The sequence below is a fragment of the Nocardioides eburneus genome (genome assembly GCF_040838215.1).
GTDB classification, from domain to species: Bacteria; Actinomycetota; Actinomycetes; order Propionibacteriales; family Nocardioidaceae; genus Nocardioides; species Nocardioides eburneus.
Genome location: NZ_JBFPJR010000036.1, coordinates 17,089 through 34,019 on the forward strand (window position 1 = coordinate 17,089; position 16,931 = coordinate 34,019).

17 protein-coding genes and 1 riboswitch are annotated in these 16,931 nt (G+C 72.7%); of the genes, 1 reads left to right on the forward strand and 16 read right to left on the reverse strand.

All coding sequences use genetic code 11. From position 1 onward, the window contains the following. Positions 1 to 8: 8 nt before the first annotated feature. The 10 genes from AB3X52_RS16500 to rpe all read right to left on the reverse strand — a co-directional run bounded on the left by AB3X52_RS16500 (position 9) and on the right by rpe (position 7,465). Positions 9 to 272 carry a phosphoribosyl-ATP diphosphatase gene (locus AB3X52_RS16500; RefSeq protein WP_367995191.1) on the reverse strand — a complete coding sequence of 88 codons (264 nt, stop codon included), beginning with the start codon at positions 270 to 272 and terminating at the stop codon, positions 9 to 11. 11 nt (positions 273 to 283) lie between these two features. After that, the gene (locus AB3X52_RS16505; RefSeq protein ID WP_367995192.1) at positions 284 to 775 is read right to left on the reverse strand and encodes a GNAT family N-acetyltransferase; all 492 of its coding nucleotides are present in this window, start codon (positions 773 to 775) and stop codon (positions 284 to 286) included. A 31-nt stretch (positions 776 to 806) separates the two neighbouring features. Further along, on the reverse strand, positions 807 to 1,850 hold the full coding sequence (locus AB3X52_RS16510; RefSeq protein WP_367995208.1) for an HNH endonuclease signature motif containing protein: 1,044 nt from the start codon (positions 1,848 to 1,850) through the stop codon (positions 807 to 809). Positions 1,851 to 1,921: 71 nt separating this feature from the next. Next, complete coding sequence (locus AB3X52_RS16515; protein ID WP_367995193.1) at positions 1,922 to 2,383, reverse strand: YdeI/OmpD-associated family protein; 462 nt, start codon at positions 2,381 to 2,383, stop codon at positions 1,922 to 1,924. Positions 2,384 to 2,454: 71 nt separating this feature from the next. Next, on the reverse strand, positions 2,455 to 2,937 hold the full coding sequence (gene ribH / locus AB3X52_RS16520; protein ID WP_367995194.1) for a 6,7-dimethyl-8-ribityllumazine synthase: 483 nt from the start codon (positions 2,935 to 2,937) through the stop codon (positions 2,455 to 2,457). Continuing rightward, positions 2,934 to 4,205 (reverse strand): bifunctional 3,4-dihydroxy-2-butanone-4-phosphate synthase/GTP cyclohydrolase II, encoded by a 1,272-nt coding sequence (locus AB3X52_RS16525; protein WP_367995195.1) that lies wholly within the window; start codon positions 4,203 to 4,205, stop codon positions 2,934 to 2,936. Before AB3X52_RS16525 ends, ribH begins: the two co-directional genes overlap by 4 nt. After that, positions 4,202 to 4,879, reverse strand: a complete 678-nt coding sequence (locus AB3X52_RS16530) for a riboflavin synthase (RefSeq protein ID WP_367995196.1) — start codon at positions 4,877 to 4,879, stop codon at positions 4,202 to 4,204. Before AB3X52_RS16530 ends, AB3X52_RS16525 begins: the two co-directional genes overlap by 4 nt. Continuing rightward, positions 4,880 to 5,935 (reverse strand): bifunctional diaminohydroxyphosphoribosylaminopyrimidine deaminase/5-amino-6-(5-phosphoribosylamino)uracil reductase RibD, encoded by a 1,056-nt coding sequence (gene ribD / locus AB3X52_RS16535; protein WP_367995197.1) that lies wholly within the window; start codon positions 5,933 to 5,935, stop codon positions 4,880 to 4,882. A gap of 79 nt (positions 5,936 to 6,014) precedes the next feature. Further along, a riboswitch (FMN riboswitch) is annotated at positions 6,015 to 6,171 on the reverse strand. Positions 6,172 to 6,283: 112 nt separating this feature from the next. Further along, positions 6,284 to 6,760: a hypothetical protein gene (locus tag AB3X52_RS16540; RefSeq protein WP_367995198.1), complete on the reverse strand. Its 477-nt coding sequence runs from the start codon at positions 6,758 to 6,760 to the stop codon at positions 6,284 to 6,286. A gap of 33 nt (positions 6,761 to 6,793) precedes the next feature. Then, positions 6,794 to 7,465, reverse strand: a complete 672-nt coding sequence (gene rpe / locus AB3X52_RS16545; RefSeq protein WP_367995199.1) for a ribulose-phosphate 3-epimerase — start codon at positions 7,463 to 7,465, stop codon at positions 6,794 to 6,796. 256 nt (positions 7,466 to 7,721) lie between these two features. Here rpe and AB3X52_RS16550 point away from each other — a divergent pair, with 256 nt between their 5' ends. After that, positions 7,722 to 9,944 carry an acyltransferase family protein gene (locus AB3X52_RS16550; protein ID WP_367995200.1) on the forward strand — a complete coding sequence of 741 codons (2,223 nt, stop codon included), beginning with the start codon at positions 7,722 to 7,724 and terminating at the stop codon, positions 9,942 to 9,944. A 9-nt stretch (positions 9,945 to 9,953) separates the two neighbouring features. Here the strand turns inward: AB3X52_RS16550 and ligD are convergent, their stop codons facing one another. The 6 genes from ligD to AB3X52_RS16580 all read right to left on the reverse strand — a co-directional run bounded on the left by ligD (position 9,954) and on the right by AB3X52_RS16580 (position 16,861). Continuing rightward, a complete protein-coding gene (gene ligD, locus AB3X52_RS16555) occupies positions 9,954 to 10,940 on the reverse strand; it encodes a non-homologous end-joining DNA ligase (RefSeq protein WP_367995201.1) in 987 nt (328 codons plus the stop codon). Between the two features lie 71 nt (positions 10,941 to 11,011). Then, positions 11,012 to 11,632, reverse strand: a complete 621-nt coding sequence (locus tag AB3X52_RS16560; RefSeq protein ID WP_367995202.1) for a LysE family translocator — start codon at positions 11,630 to 11,632, stop codon at positions 11,012 to 11,014. A 193-nt stretch (positions 11,633 to 11,825) separates the two neighbouring features. Beyond that, complete coding sequence (locus AB3X52_RS16565; RefSeq protein WP_367995203.1) at positions 11,826 to 13,250, reverse strand: RsmB/NOP family class I SAM-dependent RNA methyltransferase; 1,425 nt, start codon at positions 13,248 to 13,250, stop codon at positions 11,826 to 11,828. Next, positions 13,234 to 14,154 carry a methionyl-tRNA formyltransferase gene (gene fmt / locus AB3X52_RS16570; protein WP_367995204.1) on the reverse strand — a complete coding sequence of 307 codons (921 nt, stop codon included), beginning with the start codon at positions 14,152 to 14,154 and terminating at the stop codon, positions 13,234 to 13,236. The genes AB3X52_RS16565 and fmt overlap by 17 nt, the downstream gene beginning before the upstream one ends. 31 nt (positions 14,155 to 14,185) lie before the next feature. Then, positions 14,186 to 14,731: a peptide deformylase gene (def, locus tag AB3X52_RS16575; protein ID WP_367995205.1), complete on the reverse strand. Its 546-nt coding sequence runs from the start codon at positions 14,729 to 14,731 to the stop codon at positions 14,186 to 14,188. Between the two features lie 63 nt (positions 14,732 to 14,794). Beyond that, positions 14,795 to 16,861, reverse strand: coding sequence for a primosomal protein N' (locus tag AB3X52_RS16580; RefSeq protein WP_367995206.1), 2,067 nt, complete (start codon positions 16,859 to 16,861; stop codon positions 14,795 to 14,797). Between the last annotated feature and the right edge of the window lie 70 nt (positions 16,862 to 16,931).

The following is a 16,931-nucleotide window of genomic DNA, read 5'->3' on the forward strand; positions in this document are numbered from 1 at the left end:
GGGGATCCTCAGAGGTGGGCGTAGACGTCGGACAGCTCGAGTCCGCTGGCGAGCATGAGCACCTGGGCGTGGTAGAGCAGCTGGGAGATCTCCTCCGCAGTCGCGTCCTTGCCTTCGTACTCCGCGGCCATCCACGACTCGGCGGCCTCCTCGACCAGCTTCTTGCCGATCGCATGGACGCCGGCGTCGAGCTGCGCCACGGTGCCGGATCCTGCGGGTCGGGTCCGGGCCTTCTCGCTCAGCTCGGCCCAGAGCTCGTCGAACGTCTTCACGGGGACCAAGCCTAGGGCGTCGGGTCTCCGCGGCCCGCATCGGTCTCAGTCGTTGTTCTCGGCAGAAGCCTGAGCTGCGTCGAACGCTCGCGCTCCTGCTCGACGACGAACCCGAGCCGCTCGTAGAGCGCGCGGGCGCGCGGGTTCGTTCGCAGAACGCGGAGGACGACGGACCTGCCCTCGGACGCGGCCCTGTCGATGACGGTGCGGATAACTTGCGTGCCGAGGCCCTTGCCCTGGACCGACGGAAGCAACTCGAGGTGGCGGATGGTCAGCTCGTCACCGTCCTCGGTGACCTCCAGGAGGCCGACGCGCTCGCCCTGCTCATCCAGAACAGCTTGAGCACGGCCGCGGCGAAGAAGCTCTGACCGCAGGTCGCGTTCCTCGTCCTCGGTCGGATGCAGCGTCGCGAGCAGGTGATCACGCGTGGTCAAGGTGTACACGTCCCACGCCCAGCCGAGGTCGGCGGGGCTGAGCGGTTCGAAGCGCACCGAAGTCGTCATGGGCAGATTGTCATCGCCCGCGGGGCGCTGCTCACGTCCTCAGCACGATCCGTATCCGCCCATCGGGCCGTCGCTCTGCCTGGTAACGCGGATCGTGGACCCGGTGGTGGTGATGCGAGCAGAGCAGGATGCCGTTCTTCACGGAGGTCACTCCCCCGCTCGCCCAGTCGTCGAGGTGGTGGACGTCGCACCAGCGCCCAATGACGTCACATCCCTCAGCCCGGCAGGTCCGGTCGCGGAGCCGGATCGCCTTGCGCATCACCGGTGTGTGGAGCCGCGACTTCCGGCCGACATCGAGGACCTCGCCGGCACTACCGAGGATGACCGGGACGATCCCTGCCTCGCAGGCCAACCGGCGCGCCTCCGCCGCCGTCAGCAGGTCGCCGGCCAGGCCGATGGACGCGGTGGCCAGCTCGCTGCGCACCTGGTCAAGCGACATCGCCACGAAGACGGTCGTGGCGTCGCCGCCATGGTGCGGGAGCTGCTCCGGATCGATCCGCTCGAGCAGGTCGCGGAGCGCCTGGCCGAGGAGGCGAGAGTACGACGCCCGTCGTCCGTCAGCCTCGAGCGCCTGCTTGCGCGGCTGTGCGAAGGCCTCAAGGCACGTGCGCAGGCGGATCCCGACCGCGTCGGGCACCGTTCCGGCGATCCGGGTCGTCCCGTCCCCGTTCGGCACGATGGTCAGCGACGTCCGGGCAGCCGCCGATCGCTCCTCCTCGGCCAGCAGCATCGCTTCAGCCACCTCGCCGTCGTCCTGACCGACGACCGCCTGGAGCCGACGGCCAAGCATCGCGAGACGCCGCGGATCGAGGCTTCTCGCCTCGGCCACCATCAGGCGCTCTGCCTCGGCACGCTGGTCGGTCGTCAGTGTGTCGGCGACACGGTCAAGCGCCGCGGCGATCACGCGCGCCTGCTCGAGCGTCAGCCGGCCGTCAGCAAGGGCGCCGGCGACCAGCAGCCAGCGGTCGAGGGCGTCGGCTAGCCGCACGTCACTGCGCGCCGCGCGAGCGTCGACCGGCATGGCAGCCACCAACCAGGCACCCACGTCACGGGCACCATCACGCTCGGCCAGGATGTGTCGGCGCGGGGCTGCCTACGGCAGCGCGGCGCGTCCATCGAGCAGGCACCGCCCGAAAGCCACGCTGGTCACGACCTGGTGCGACCCTCGCGGATCATCTCGACGGCCTGAGCGATCCGCCGCTCGCGCGTCTCGGGCCGCTTCGCCTCCGCCACCCAGCGGGCGAACTCCTTGCGGTGGGTGAACGCGAGGGCGTCGTACGCCGCCTTCACCGTCGGATCCTCGGCCAGTGCCGCGGCGAGGTCGGATGGGACGTCGACCTCACGCGGCGCGGTATCCAGCGCGAGGACGACGTCGACCTCGTCACCAGCGGCGACACCGGCGGCGGCGCGGACGTCCTTGTTGAGCCCCACCAGGAACTCGCCACCCATCCGCGCGACGCTGGTCCGCCACGTGTGACCGTTAACGGTCGCGACGACCGGGAACCGCTTCGCGCCCTCGCCGACGGCCGCGACCTGGTCGTCGGTGAGCACGATCGCGGCCGCCGGGCCGCGCGACTGCAAGGTGGTCCGGAGCTCGAGTCGACCCATGGCCCTCACGCTAGCGGCCGACGCTGCCCAGCACCGGCTGAATTCAGGCTCGCCATCGCCTCCCCACCGACTCAGTACGGCCGCGCGACCTCGCGGAGCGTCACGGCGGTGGCGAGCGCAGCCGCAGCGGCCTCGTAGCCCTTGTCCTCGTGGGATCCCTCGAGGCCGGCCCGGTCGAGGGCCTGGGCCTCGTCGTCGCAGGTGAGTACGCCGAACCCGACCGCCGTAAGGTAGTCGAGCGCCACCCGGGTGAGGCCGTCCGTGGCCGCGGTGCAGACGTAGTCGAAGTGGGGCGTGCCGCCGCGGATGACCACGCCGAGGGCGATCACCGCGTCGTACCCCGCCTTGGCGAGGCCGGCTGCGACGACCGGCAGCTCGAAGGTGCCCGGCACGCGCACGACGACCGGCTCCTCGACCTTGTGGTCCTCCAGCGCGCGCTTCGCGCCGGCCAGCAGGCCGTCCATCACGGTCTCGTGCCAGCTGGCGGCGACCACGGCGACGCGCAGCTCGTGGCAGTCGCTGGGGGCGGTGTTCGGGGCTCCGGCTCCGCTCACGTGTCGGCTCCTTCGGGGTTGTCGATGGGGGTGCTGACGTCGGTCAGATCGGGCAGGACATGACCCATCCGATCACGCTTGGTGAGCAGATAGGCCAGATTGTGGTCGTTGGGACGCGGCGTGAGTGGCACCCGCTCCGCGACGGTGACGCCGTAGTCCTCGAGGTGCTCGACCTTCTCGGGGTTGTTGGTCATCAGGCGGACCTGGACGATGCCGAGATCGCGCAGCACCTGCGTGGCCGCGCCGTAGTGGCGCGCATCGGCCGGCAGGCCCAGCTCGAGGTTGGCGTCCACCGTGTCGCGGCCGCCGTCCTGGAGCTGGTAGGCCTGCAACTTGGCGACCAGGCCGATCCCCCGTCCCTCGTGGCCGCGCAGGTAGACGACGACCCCGCGGCCCTCCGCCACGATCCGCTCCATCGCCTCCTCCAGCTGCGGGCCGCAGTCGCAGCGCAGGCTGTGGAAGACGTCGCCGGTGAGGCACTCGCTGTGGACCCGGGCCAGCACCGGCTCGGGGCCCGAGACGTCGCCGTGGACCAGCGCGACGTGCTCCGAGCCGTCGTCCACCATCGTGTAGCCGTACGCCGTGAACTCGCCGTACCGCGTCGGGAGGCGGGTCTCGGCCTTGCGCTCGACGAGCACCTCGGTCCGTCGCCGGTAGCGCACCAGGTCCTCGATCGAGATCATCGCGAGACCGTGCTCGTCGGCGAACTCCCGCAGCTGCGGCGCGCGCTTCATCGTGCCGTCGTCGTTGACGACCTCGACCAGGACGCCGGCCGGGGTGAGACCGGCCAGCCGGGCCAGGTCGACGGCCGCCTCGGTGTGGCCACGACGCACGAGCACGCCGCCCTCGCGGTAGCGCAGCGGGAAGACGTGGCCGGGCCGGGTCAGCTCCCACGGCTCGGTCGCGGAGTCGGCCAGGACGCGCGCGGTGTGGGCGCGGTCCGCCGCCGAGATCCCCGTCGTGACGCCGTCGCGCGCGTCGACGGAGATCGTGTACGCCGTCCGCAGCCGGTCCCGGTTGTGCGGCGTCATCAGCGGGATCTCGAGCCGGTCCAGCATGTGCCCCGGCATCGGCACGCAGATGACGCCCGAGCTGTGCCGGATCGTGAACGCCATCAGCTCGGGGGTCGCCTTGGCCGCGGCGAAGATGATGTCGCCCTCGTTCTCCCGGCCCTCGTCGTCGACGACGACGACCGCCTTGCCCGCGGCGATGTCCGCGATCGCCCGCTCGACGTCGTCGAGCTTCACTCCCCCGTGCTGCTGCTTCACGACCGCGCCTCCGTGTCTTCGGTGTTGTCGGTGTCCCTCATCGCTCCACCGCTCGCGTCGCGGGGCAGGGGCGTGCTCTCAAGAAGCCGCTCGACGTGCTTGGCGAGGATGTCCACCTCGAGGTTGACCCGGTCGCCGACGGCGCGCCCGCCCAGCGTCGTACGCGCCAGGGTCTCGGGGATCAGGCTGACGGTGAGCGCGTCGTCACGGACCTCGACGACGGTCAGGCTGACCCCGTCGACCGCGATGGAGCCCTTCTCCACGACATAGCGCGCGAGGCCCTCCGGCAGGGAGACCGCCACGAGCTCCCAGTGCTCACTGGGCGTCCGCGCCAGGATCGTGCCGACGCCGTCGACGTGGCCCTGGACGATGTGGCCGCCGAGGCGGGTCTGCGGGGTGACGGCGCGCTCGAGGTTGACCCGGTCGCCGGGCTGCACGCCCGCCAGGCTGGTGCGGTCGAGCGTCTCCTGCATGACGTCGGCCGTCCAGGTGCCGTCACCCAGCGTCGCGACGGTGAGGCAGCAGCCGTTGACCGCGATGGAGTCCCCGAGCGCGACGTCGTCGAGCACGGTCGCGGCGGCGATGGTGAGACGGCAGGCCCGGTCGCCGTTCTCGCTGGCCTGGTCCTCGAGCCCGGCGACGGTGCCGAGCTCCTCGACGATTCCGGTGAACATTCAGCTCTCCTTGCGTGACTGCTCGCATGACGGCTCGAGCGTGAACCGCACGTTGGGCTCCTCGCCGTCCGCGCCCGGCAAGACCGTCACGTCGGTCACCCGGGGGCGGAAGGCGTCGGAGATGGTGGTGATGCCGAGGTCGGCGACCGCGGCGCGGCCCGCCCCGAGCAGGAACGGCGCGACGTAGCAGACGACCTCGTCGACGAGACCGGCCCGGACGAAGGCCGCGGCGAGCGTCGGGCCACCTTCCAGGAAGACGTGCCGCTTCTCCCGGCGCCAGAGCTCGGCGAGCACGGCGCGCGGGTCGCGGGTGCGAAGGTGGAGGCTCTGGGCCCGGTCGTTGAAGACACGGCGGTCGGCCGGCAGGTCACGCTCCCCCACGACGACCCGCAGGGGCTGTACGCCGGCGGGCCGGTCGGCCTCGTCGCGGACGGTGAGCTCGGGGTCGTCGACAGTGACCGTGTTGGTGCCGACCATGATCACGTCACAGAGCGCGCGCAGGCGGTGGGTGTCGCGACGAGCGGCCCGGGAGGACACCCAGCGACTGGTGCCGTCGGCAGCGGCGCTGCGGCCGTCGAGCGTGGTCGCGAGCTTCCAGGTGACGAAGGGACGTTGCCGCTCCGTGGCGATCGTCCACACCCGGTTGAGCGCGCGGGCCTCGTCGGCGAGGAGCCCCTGTTCGACCTCGATCCCCGCCGCCCTGAGGGTCTCGGCGCCACCAGCCGCGAGCGGGTTCGGATCGGGCTGGGCGAACACCACCCGGCGTACGCCCGCCGCGACGAGCGCCTCGGCACACGGGCCGGTGCGGCCGGTGTGGTTGCAGGGCTCGAGCGTGACGACCGCGGTCGCGCCCCGGGCGCGGTCACCGGCCTTCGCGAGCGCGTCCGCCTCCGCGTGCGGGGTGCCGGCTCCGCGGTGCCAGCCCTCGGCGACGGTCGAGCCGTCCGCGGCGAGGAGGACGCATCCGACCCGCGGGTTGGGCCACACCGGCACCCCGGAGGTGGCGGCGAGCACGAGCGCGCGGCGCATCGCATCCTGCTCGGCGTGGTCGGTCATCGGGCCCCTCATGTCCTGGTGGCGGACTCCGGGGCGAGACCGGTGCACGGCGAGCCCGACGGGCTCGGCCGAGGACCGACCGCGTGCTGCTTCCCATCCGGACTTTCACCGTCGGTCCAGGAGTTCCACCTGGTCAACCGGTCACTGGCTGTGACCGGGTCGCGGACTTCTGAGTCGAAGCGAGGCTTCGACCAGTCACCGCCGGCTCGGAATTACACCGACCCCAGAGCACGCGAGCTGTTCACTCGTTCACGCCATTGAACCACAGCGGCGTGGTGGACATTCCGGTCGGCCCGCATGCTGGGTCACTCGGGCGGCTCGAACGCGGAGACCCACGCGGCTGCCGACTCAGGGCGACGAGGATGCCACCGCGCCTGCATCGCGGCTCCGGCGCAGTCGGATCACGTAGCCCACCCACAGCAGCAGCAACGCGTCTCCCAGCGGGACATCGCCGGCAACACGGTCGTCGAGTTCGAGCGCGGGCCGGTCGGTCCACCACCGGGCGGCGATGATGCGACCGATCTCGACACCACCACGGAGCACCGCGAGGCGGTAGGTGAAGGCGTGCGGCGACGTGACCTCGTACGCCGCCGCGGCGCCCGCGACCTTCCAGACCGGGCGGAACCATCCGGTACGGAGCGCTCCCTCCCGCTCGGCGCCGTCCGGTCCGGTGATCAGCACCCGCTTGCCGCCCTGGGCGCGGAACGACCACGTCCCCTCACCGGTCGCAATGGTGGCGCGTTCGCGCCAAAACCCCTTCTGCGCCGTGCCCACCGTCACGTCGTCGCGGAGCAACTGATCGCCGGTTCCCCACTCGTAGCGCATGCCCGCAGCCCACCTTGTCGTCGACGAACCTTCTTAGGCCGTGGCCGCCGACGCCGCCTTCGCCCGCAGCGCCGCCACCATCGCGTCGGGGTCGTCGGCGGAGTAGACGGCGGAGCCGGCGACGAAGACATCGGCTCCCGCCTCGGCACAGCGCTCGATCGTCTCGAGCGAGACGCCGCCGTCGACCTGCAGCCAGGTCTCGACGCCATGCTTGTCCATCAGCGCACGCGCCCGCCGGATCTTCGGGAGCACCAGATCGAGGAACTTCTGACCGCCGAACCCCGGCTCGACGGTCATGAGCAGCACCATGTCGAGCTCACCGAGCATGTCCTCGTAGGGTTCGATCGGCGTCGCCGGCTTGAGCGCCATGCTCGCGCGGGCACCCTTGGCGCGGATCTCCCGCGCGAGCCGCACCGGCGCCTTCGCGGCCTCGACGTGGAACGTCACCGAGCCGCAGCCGGCCTCGACGTACGCCGGTGCGTGCCGGTCCGGCGCCTCGATCATGAGGTGGGCGTCCAGCGGGATCCGCGTCGACCGGGCCAGGGCCTCGACCATGGTCGGGCCGAAGGTCAGGTTGGGCACGAAGTGGTTGTCCATCACGTCGACGTGGACCCAGTCGGCGCTGCCGATCCGCGCCACCTCCGCCCCGAGCGCGGCGAAGTCGGCGTTGAGGATCGACGGCGTGATCTGGAGGTGACGCGACATGGAGGTGATCCTAGGGATCACCCGCGCTGGTCGAGCATCGGTGCCGGCAGATCGAGGTCCACGTCGCCGATGTCCACAGCAGGAGGCTACGTCGTCGCGTTTGACCGATGGATCGGTCAACGGGCGCGGGGTGGCCACGACCGGCCACGGCCACGGCCACCCCGGTCGGCGGTGGCCACGACCACATCTCGGCCGCGGGCGCGCCCGGCGAGGCTCCCGGAACGGGCAGGCGGGCGTTGATAACTTGCCGCACGTTGTGAGTTCCGAGACCGCTCTTCCGTCCCCGGCCCAGGACGAGGCCGCCGGCCGCCCTGCCCCGGCGGCTCCAGCGGCCTCGAGCGGAACCGCGCAGCGCACCGACATCCAGGGCCTGCGCGCGATCGCGGTGCTCGCGGTCGTCGCCGTCCACGTGGGACTCTCGAGCGTCACCGGCGGCTTCGTCGGCGTCGACGTGTTCTTCGCGATCTCGGGCTTCCTGATCACTCAGCAGCTGCTGCGCCAGGTGGAGCGTGACGGGACCGTCTCGCTGCTCGGCTTCTATGCACGCCGGGCGCGGCGCATCCTCCCGGCCGCCACGCTGGTGCTCCTCGCGACCTGCGGATACGCCGCCTGGCAGCTCGGGTTCCTGCGGACCCGCACGATCGTGACCGACGCGATCTGGTCGGCAGGGTTCGCCGCCAACATCCGGTTCGCGCGTCTCCAGACCGACTACTTCGCGGCCGACCTGCCGCCATCGCCGCTGCAGCACTTCTGGTCTCTCGCCGTCGAGGAGCAGTTCTACCTGCTCTGGCCGCTCGTCGTCCTCGTCTGCGCTCTGCTCGTCCGGCGCGCGCGGCGGCGCCCGAAGCCCGCGCGTCGTCCTCCGGAGGCGCGCCGATGGATCGTCGCGAGCGTCATCGTCCTCACCCTCGCCAGTCTGGCCTGGTCCGCCCACATGACCTCGGGCGACCCGGAGGCGGCGTACTTCTCCCCCTTCACCCGCGCCTGGGAGCTCGGTCTCGGAGCCCTGGCCGCCCTGGCGATCCGCGACGGACACGTCCAGGACGCCACCGCCCGCTGGCGCGCGCAGGCGCTCTCGCTGGCCGGTCTGTTCCTCATCGGCTGCGCCTGCCTGCAGTTCAACGACGCCACTCCCTTCCCCGGCACCCCCGCGCTGGTCCCGGTGCTGGGCAGCGTGTTCATCCTCGTCGCCGGAACGCTGTGGCGCGGCCCGACGATCGTCAACCGGTTGCTCTCGGTCCGCCCGCTGCGGATCCTCGGCGACTGGTCCTACTCGCTCTATCTGTGGCACTTCCCGCTGCTCGTCCTGCCCCAGATCCAGGCCGGCCACCCCCTCGCCTGGTGGGTCAAGGCCCTGCTCCTCGTCGCGGCGCTGGGGCTGGCCGCGGCGTCGTACCACGTCGTCGAGCAGCCCTTCCGCCGGGCCGGGCGACTCCGGTTCCCGCGCCTTCCTGTGCTGCTCTATCCGGTCACCCTCGCGCTCGTCCTCGGCGGCGGCTGGGGCGCCAACGCCTGGGCGACGGCCGCGGCGGACGACGGCTACCACCCCGCGATCACGCTCGCCGGGGAGTCGTCCGACCCGTCCGGTACGCCGTCGTCGGGTGCCCCCAGCCCGTCGGCCACGCCGGTCGAGCCCGACCACACGCTCGACCTGCTGCGCGCCTCGGTGACCGCCGCGGAGAAGAACCAGCCCATCCCGTCCACGCTCCATCCCAAGCTCGAGGACCTCGCCTCCGACAAGGAGGACGTCGGCGACTGCGACTACCTCGCCGGCAGCCGCAAGCTCTGCCTGCGCGGCGATCCCGACGGCGACAAGACGCTGGTCCTGCTCGGCGACTCCCACGCACGCCATTGGATCCCGGCGTTCGACACGATCGCCCGACGCGCGCACTACAAGGCCTACTACCTCGTCATGCCGCAGTGCGTCGCCTCGCTCGTGACGCCCGACGTCGTCCACGGCACCGACCCGTTCACCGACTGCCCCGCCTTCCACACCTGGGCGGTCGCGCAGGTCAAGAGGCTCCACCCCGACCTGCTCGTCATCTCCTCGCGACCGGTGACCGGCGGCGTCCACGACAGCCGCGGCCGCCACACCGACAGCGCGACGGTCAGCAAGGCGGCGTACGACGGCTATGTCGGCCTCCTCCATGCCGTGACCCCGAGCGCCGGCCGGACGGTGTGGATCCGCGACGTCCCGGCCCTGCCCGAGGACCCCGGCACCTGCCTGAGCACCCACCACACGCTCAAGTCCTGCCTGTTCCCGCCCGACGCCGGCCAGCAGGCCGGCGCCGACCTGGAGATGAAGGCCGCGAAGGCCGCCGGGGCGGCGACGCTCGACATGGACGACCGGTTCTGCTGGAAGGGCGAGTGCCCGACGGTCGTCGGCTCGACGGTCACGCATCGCGACGTCCAGCACATGACGACGGCGTACGCCGCCTCGCTCGCCCAGCCGCTCGGCACGCGGCTGGGGCTCTGGTGATGCGCGGACTCAGCGGTCGGCGGCGTCCGGCTCCGGTGGGGTGTCCTTGCCCTCGCGCTCGTCGCGCTCGGCCCACGCGAGCAGCGGAGCGAGGTCGAACACGTGGTCGTCGATGTCCGCATGGAGATCACCGAGGCGGGCGAAGCGGGTGGGCACGGTCGCGATGGTGAAGTCCCGCGGGTCGACGTCGGGCACCTCGTCCCAACGGACCGGCGTCGAGACCCGGGCATCCGGGACGCCGCGGACCGAGTAGGCGGCGGCGATGGTGTGGTCGCGGGTGTTCTGGTTGTAGTCCACGAAGAGCTGTGCCGGGTCGCGGTCCTTGCGCCACCAGGTGGTCGTGACGTCGTCCGGCGCGCGGCGCTCGACCTCGCGCGCGAAGGCCAGCGCGGCGCGCCGTACGTCCCCGAAGCCGTGGTCGGGACGGATCCGGACATAGACGTGCAGGCCCTTGCCGCCGCTGGTCTTCGGGAAGCCCGTGGCTCCGAGCTCGTCCAGCACCTCGTGGACGACGCCGGCGACCCGCTGCACGGTGGAGAACGGGCACTCCGGGCCCGGATCGAGGTCGATCCGCCACTCGTCGGGCTTCTCCGTGTCGGGACGACGGCTGTTCCACGGGTGGAACTCGACCGTCGACATCTGCACGGCCCAGATGACCGCGCCGAGTTCGGTGACACACAGCTCGTCGGCCGTCCTGCCCCAGCGCGGGAAGAAGAGCCGCACCGTCTCCACCCAGTCCGGCGCGCCGGCGGGAAGCCGCTTCTGGTGCACCTTCGGACCCGTCATGCCCTTCGGGAACCGATGGAGCATGCACGGCCGGTCGTAGAGCGCGTTGACGATGCCGGGGCCCACAGCGAGGTAGTAGTCGACCAGGTCGAGCTTGGTCGCTCCCCCAGCGAAACCGGCGCAGTCCGGGAAGTAGACGCGGTCGGGGTTCGACACCCGGATCACGCGGTTGTCCACCTCGATCTCGACCGACGGCGACGAGGACGGCATGTCGCCGAGCGTAGCGGCCCGGACCGGACCAGCAAGACCGGCCGCCAGGCACGGCCACCCGCCGCGCTCCCTCAGCTCGCGTCGGCGGCGAGCGCGCCGGCGAAGCCGAGCATGACCAGACCGGTGGCGCCCTCGATCCCGCGGCGTACGCCGGAGCGGCGGATCGCGCCGGCGACCGCAGAGGCCCCGAGGACGACCGCCACCTGGTCGAGGAGACCGAGGGCGGTCAGGGTGAGCGCCAAGCCCATGAGCTCGAGGAAGCCGGCGTGCGGTCCCGCGAACTGCGGCAGGACAGCCAGGTTGAAGGCAAGCACCTTCGGGTTGGTGATGTTCGACAAGAAGCCCTGTCGGGCGGCGTTCCAACGGGTCGCCCTGCCCGTCGCGCCCAGGGACCAGGCGCCGTCACCGTGCCGCAGGGCCGCCCGCAGCGCGCCGATCCCGAGGTAGCCCAGGTAGAGCACGCCCGCCCAGCGCACGAGGGTGAACACCTCGGCCGAGCTGGTCAGCAGGGCGCTGAGTCCGGTGGCGACGGCAAGACCCTGCACCACGTTGGCGACCGTGATTCCGCCTGTCGTCCAGAACCCGCGGCTACGGCCGCCCACGGCCGCCCCGCGCAGCACGACGAAGGTGTCGGGACCCGGCGCCACCGCCACCAGGGCGGCGAAGACCACGAAGGTCAGGTAGTGCTCCACCTCGGCAGCCTAATGCGGCAGCCCGGCGTCCGAGGGTCGGGTCCATGCCCGCGAAGACCGGCCGCGTCGAGGTTGCTGAAATATGACCGGTCCCTCGCGGCGGCGTCTTCATCCCCCTCGCGACGGCGTCTTCATGGCCATCGACGGACCCCAGGCCGCGAAGCTCGGTGCCTCCCTGGTCTGGAAGTGACCCTCAGCCCTTCCGCAGCAGCGCGAGGAACATCGCGTCCGTGCCGTGCCGGTGGGGCCACAGCTGGACGGTGCCGGGCAGCGGCCCGGCGCTGTCGGGCACCGCGCCGACCAGGCCGCCGATCGGCTCGAGCGTGACGTCGTCACGCATTGCGAGCACCTGCTCGACCACACCGCGGGTCTCCTCGAGCACCGGCGAGCAGGTGGCGTAGAGCACGACACCGCCCGATCGGACGAGGTCGAGGGCCGAGCCGAGCAGCGCCTGCTGGAGCGGGACGAGGGCGTCGAGGTCGGCCGGCTCACGACGCCACCGCGCCTCCGGACGGCGGCGGAGCGCGCCGAGACCGGTGCACGGCGCGTCGACCAGCACACGGTCGACGCTCGCGGCACGGTACGGCGGCACGGTCCCATCACCCGCGACGACCCCGGCCGCGCCAGGGACGAGCAACCTGACTGACGGGTCAGTCAGGTTGGCGAGCACCAGGCCGGCGCGATGCGGCTGACGCTCGTTGGCGAGCAGGAACGCACCCCGCTCGGCCCCGAGCGCGGCCAGCAGCGCGCTCTTCCCGCCCGGGCCGGCGCACAGGTCGAGCCACGTCTCGTCGGCCCCCTCGACTGCCGCCTCCACCAACGCCAGCGCGACCAGCTGGGAGCCCTCGTCCTGCACCCCGGCGCGTCCCTCGGCCACCGCCGAGACCGAGGTCGGCGAGCCGGCGGTCAGCACGACGCCGTACGGCGAGAAGGTGGTCGGCTCCCCCGGCAGCTCCTCCCGCGTGGCGCGCCCGGGACGGGCGACGAGCGTGACCCGAGGCGGCAGGTTGTCGGCGGCGAGCAGGTCGTCCACCTGGCCGCGGCCGACCGCGGCGGCCAGGCGCTCGACGACCCAGCGCGGATGGCTGTGGGCGATCGTTGCCCACCCGTCGTGGTCGGCGTCGCGGTCGGGCGCCACCTCGCCGATCCAGTCGGCGAGCGGCCTGTGCGCGACCTTGCGCAGGACCGCGTTGGCGAAGCCCGCGGCGCCGGGGCCCACCTTCGAGCGCACCAGCTCGACGGTCGTGCTGATCGCCGCGTGGTCGGGCACGCGCATCGACAGCAGTTGGTGGGCACCGAGCCGGAGGGCGTCGAGGACCTTCGCCTCGACCTTGGTCAGCGATCGGTCGACGCAGGCAGCGAGCACGGCGTCGTACGTGCCTTGCTGGCGGAGCGTGCCCGACGCCAGCTCGGTGGCGAAGGCCGCATCGCGGCCCTCGAGGCCCAGCCGACCGAGCACGTGCGGCAGCGCGAGGTTGGCGTAGGCACCCTCGACGCGGACCGCCTTCACGACCTCGTACGCCGCCAGCCGGGCCGGGTCGACCGGTCCGCTTCCGCGGCCCGGACCACGTCGACCGGGACCGGATGGTCGCCGGCGACGCTCACTCGAACGTGACACCGGACTCCACCCGCGCCCCGCGAGCCCAGTCGGCGGCGGCCATCTCCTTCTTCCCGAACGGCTTGACCAGTCCGAGCCTGACTGCGGTGGTCGCCGTACCGACCAGGACGTCCTTCTTCGACACGCGGAGCTCTCCTGGCACCAGGGTCTCGTCGGTCGGTGCGACCGGGCCCAGCTTGAACCGCTCGCCTTCGAAGAGCGTCCAGGCGCCGGGTGCCGGGGTGCAGGCGCGGACCCGGCGGTCGACGGCCACCGCGGGCTCGGCCCAGTCGACCCGCGCGTCCTCGACCGTGATCTTGCCGGCGAGCGAGACGCCCTCGGCAGGCTGCGGCCTCGCCTCCAGCGACCCGTCCTCAAGGCCGTCGAGGGTCGCGACCAGCAGATCGGCACCGCCCTCGGCCAAGGTAGCGAGCAGCGAACCGGCGGTGTCGTCGGGCTTGATCGACTGGGTCATGACGCCGAAGGTGGGACCCGCGTCGAGCTCCTTCACGATCCGGAACGTCGTCGCGCCGGTGAGCTCCTCGCCGGCCCAGATCGCGTGCTGAACCGGCGCTGCGCCGCGGTAGGCGGGCAGCAGCGAGAAGTGGAGGTTGACCCAGCCGTGGACCGGGATCTCCAGCGCGGTCTCGGGGACCAGGGCACCGTAGGCGACGACCGGGACACAGTCCGGCGCGAGCGCCCGCAGCTGCGCCCAGAACTCCGGGTCGCGCGGATGCGCGGGCTTGAGGACCGGGACCCCGAGCTCCTCCGCGCGCTGCGCCACGGGGCTGGCGACCAGCTTGCGACCACGACCCGCCGGAGCGTCGGGCCGGGTGACGACCCCGACCAGCTCGTGCCGGCTGGCAACGATGGCCTCCAGGGAGGGCAGCGCGACGTCGGGCGTGCCGGCGAAGACACAGCGCATCAGCGCACCCCTGCCTGTGGTCGGGCGCTCATCAGAAGCCCAGTCCGTGGGTGCGGTGGGGGCTGACCTTCACGGCGGGCTTCTCGAGGCCGAACCAGTCCGACTCGCGGATCTGCTTCATCGCGGCCTTGCGGGCCGCCTCGTCGAGGCGGTCGATGAAGAGCACGCCGTCGAGGTGGTCGGTCTCGTGCTGGAGGGCGCGCGCGAGCAGGTCGGAGCCCTCGACGACGACCGGCTCGCCGTGCATGTCGAACCCCCGCGCGACCACCGAACGGGCCCGGCGGCAGTCGTAGGTGAGGCCGGGCAGCGACAGGCAGCCTTCGTCGCCGTCCTGGATCTCCTCGGACAGCGAGAGGTCCGGGTTGACCAGGTGGCCGACCTGGCCGTCGACGTACCACGTGAACACCCGCAGACCGACACCGATCTGCGGCGCCGCGAGCCCCGCACCCGGCGCATCCAGCATGGTGTCGGTGAGATCGGAGACGAGCCGGCGGAGCTCCTTGTCGAAGTCGACGACCTCGAGCGCGGGCCTGCGCAGGACGGGGTCTCCGAAGAGGCGGATGGGCTGGATCGCCACGAGGCTCCTTCTGGTTGGTGATCTGAGCGGTGGACGCGGGTGCGGGCCAAGTCTAGGAGCCGGTCACAGAGAGGGCGGGTCGACCTGCACCCGGACCGGGTCGAGCTTGCGTGCCGACCTGACCCGCTGCAGCTCGCCGAGGGCGGACGACAGCGCCGTCGCGTGGGCCCGCGGCGCGCGGACGACGGCTCGCCACTCCTCGCTATCGCGGCCACCCTCGTGAGGCACCGGCCCCAGCACCTCGCCACCAGCGGGCAGTGCGAGCAGCGTGAGGGCGTCGTCCACGGCCCCGGCCTCCCCGGTGATGGTGGCGAGACGGGAGGCCGGCGGGAGGTGGGCCTCCGCTCGCGCCTCGGCCTCGCGGCGGGCGAACCCGGGCTGGTCCCAGCGCAGCAGCGCCTGCAGCGCGGGCAGCGCCGGATCGCCCACCGCCAGCGCGCGACCGCCGGGCCTGACCAGGCCGACCGCGTTGCTCCAGCGGCGCAGCGCTTCCTCGTCGGTCCGCAGGTCGGGGCGCCCCAGCAGCAACCAGGTGTCGAGGAGCAGAACGGCGGCGTAGCCCCGCTCGGCGACCGGCTCGGCCCCCGGGGTGGCGACGACGATGGCCGGGCGGTCCGGCACGGACGCGCGGACCCGCTCTCCCGACGAGGTCACGACCGGGACACCCGGGAAGATCCGGCCAAGCTCCTCCGCCGTGCGCGCATCGCCCAGCACCGGCGCGCGCAGTCCGCGGCCGCCACAGGCCGCACAGGTCCACGCCTCCTCAACCCGACCGCACCAGCCGCACTCGGGCGGCGTCGTGGCTCCGGTGAGGTGCAGTGGACCGCGGCAGGCGCCGCAGCGCGCCGGCGCGCGGCACGTCTCGCAGGCGAGCGCCGCGGCGTAGCCACGGCGTGGGGTCTGGAGCAGCACGGGTCCCGTGGCGACGCCGGCCCGGATCGTCTCGTGGGCCTCACGAGGCACCCGGGACACCCGGGCGAACGGGTCGCGCTCGAGATCGAAGTCGCTCGCGCCCGCGATCGCGACCGTCAGCCGCTCACGGGCGAGCGCCCGCGTCGGCCGGATCTGATGGGCCCACCCGGCGCGGACGAGATGGTCGGCCTCGACGGTGCGCGCGAAGCCACCGACCAGGGCCGCCGCCCCTTCGCGCTCGGCACGCAGCAGCAGCACCTCGCGGGCATGGGGGTAGGGCGCACGCGGCTCCGCGAGGGCATCGTCGCCGTCGTCCCAGAGCGCCACCAGGCCGAGATCGTGCACCGGCGCGAACGCCGCGGCCCGGGTCCCGACCGCGACCTTCACGGCTCCCCGGCTCACCGCCAGGAAGTCACGATAGCGCCGCGCCGGCCCGGCGTCGGCCGTGAGCGCGACATGACGGCCCTCCCCCAGCACCTGGCGCAGCGCGGCGTCAAGCCGTGCGACGTCCTTGCCGTCCGGCACGACGACCAGCGCACCGCGACCTGACGCCGCTGTGGCCGCGACCGCATGGGCGAGGAGGAGCGGCCAGACGCTGCCGGCCGCGGCCTGCCAGACCGCGCGGGGCGAGCCACCGTCCGCCAGATGATGCAGATAGGCCTCCGCCGGATCGTGGCCCGCCCAGGCGGAGGCCGCCACGGACACCGTCCACGGCTCGGCCGGCCCCGCCGGAGGCGACGGCTCCTTCTCCGTCGTGGCATGACGCGGCGGCACGGCCAGCCGCAGCACGTCGGCCCGCGTCCCGGCGTAGCGCTCGGCCACCTCGGCGGCCAGGTCGGCGATCTTCGGGGAGAGCACCGGCTCGGCACTCACCACCCGCCGCAGCGGCTGCAGACGGCCCTGGTGGGTCGTCTGCGTCGTACGCGCGAGCAGGAAACCGTCGACGTCCTGCCCGGCGAACCGGACCTTCACCCGGACGCCCGGTCGTGCGTCCGCGGCCATCGCGACCGGCACGGCATAGTCGAACGGCCGGTCGAGATGAGCCAGCGGCACGTCGACGAGCACCCGCGCGACCGGGGACTCCTCGGCGATCTCCGCCTCCGCGTGGCGCCGCGCACGGGTGGCCGCCGCCTTCGCCCGCCCCTCGCGGACCCGGTCGCGCACGAGCCCGGGCAGCTCGAGCTCGGCTGCCTGGCTCCGGGGGGCGGATCGGGTCATGGCCGCAGTTCTACCAGCGCTCGCCGACAGCCTCGACCGGCCCTCCACAACGAGCGCCGGGGGGGGGGGG

Excerpts from the sequence above, each read along its gene's own strand:
- AB3X52_RS16505 (WP_367995192.1), bottom strand. The coding sequence starts at position 775 with ATGACGACTTCGGTGCGCTTCGAACCGCTCAGCCCCGCCGACCTCGGC.
- AB3X52_RS16515 (WP_367995193.1), bottom strand. The coding sequence starts at position 2,383 with ATGGGTCGACTCGAGCTCCGGACCACCTTGCAGTCGCGCGGCCCGGCG.
- AB3X52_RS16530 (WP_367995196.1), bottom strand. The coding sequence starts at position 4,879 with ATGTTCACCGGAATCGTCGAGGAGCTCGGCACCGTCGCCGGGCTCGAG.
- ribD (WP_367995197.1), bottom strand. The coding sequence starts at position 5,935 with ATGACCGACCACGCCGAGCAGGATGCGATGCGCCGCGCGCTCGTGCTC.
- AB3X52_RS16540 (WP_367995198.1), bottom strand. The coding sequence starts at position 6,760 with ATGCGCTACGAGTGGGGAACCGGCGATCAGTTGCTCCGCGACGACGTG.
- rpe (WP_367995199.1), bottom strand. The coding sequence starts at position 7,465 with ATGTCGCGTCACCTCCAGATCACGCCGTCGATCCTCAACGCCGACTTC.
- ligD (WP_367995201.1), bottom strand. The coding sequence starts at position 10,940 with ATGCCGTCCTCGTCGCCGTCGGTCGAGATCGAGGTGGACAACCGCGTG.
- fmt (WP_367995204.1), bottom strand. The coding sequence starts at position 14,154 with ATGCGCTGTGTCTTCGCCGGCACGCCCGACGTCGCGCTGCCCTCCCTG.
- AB3X52_RS16580 (WP_367995206.1), bottom strand. The coding sequence starts at position 16,861 with ATGACCCGATCCGCCCCCCGGAGCCAGGCAGCCGAGCTCGAGCTGCCC.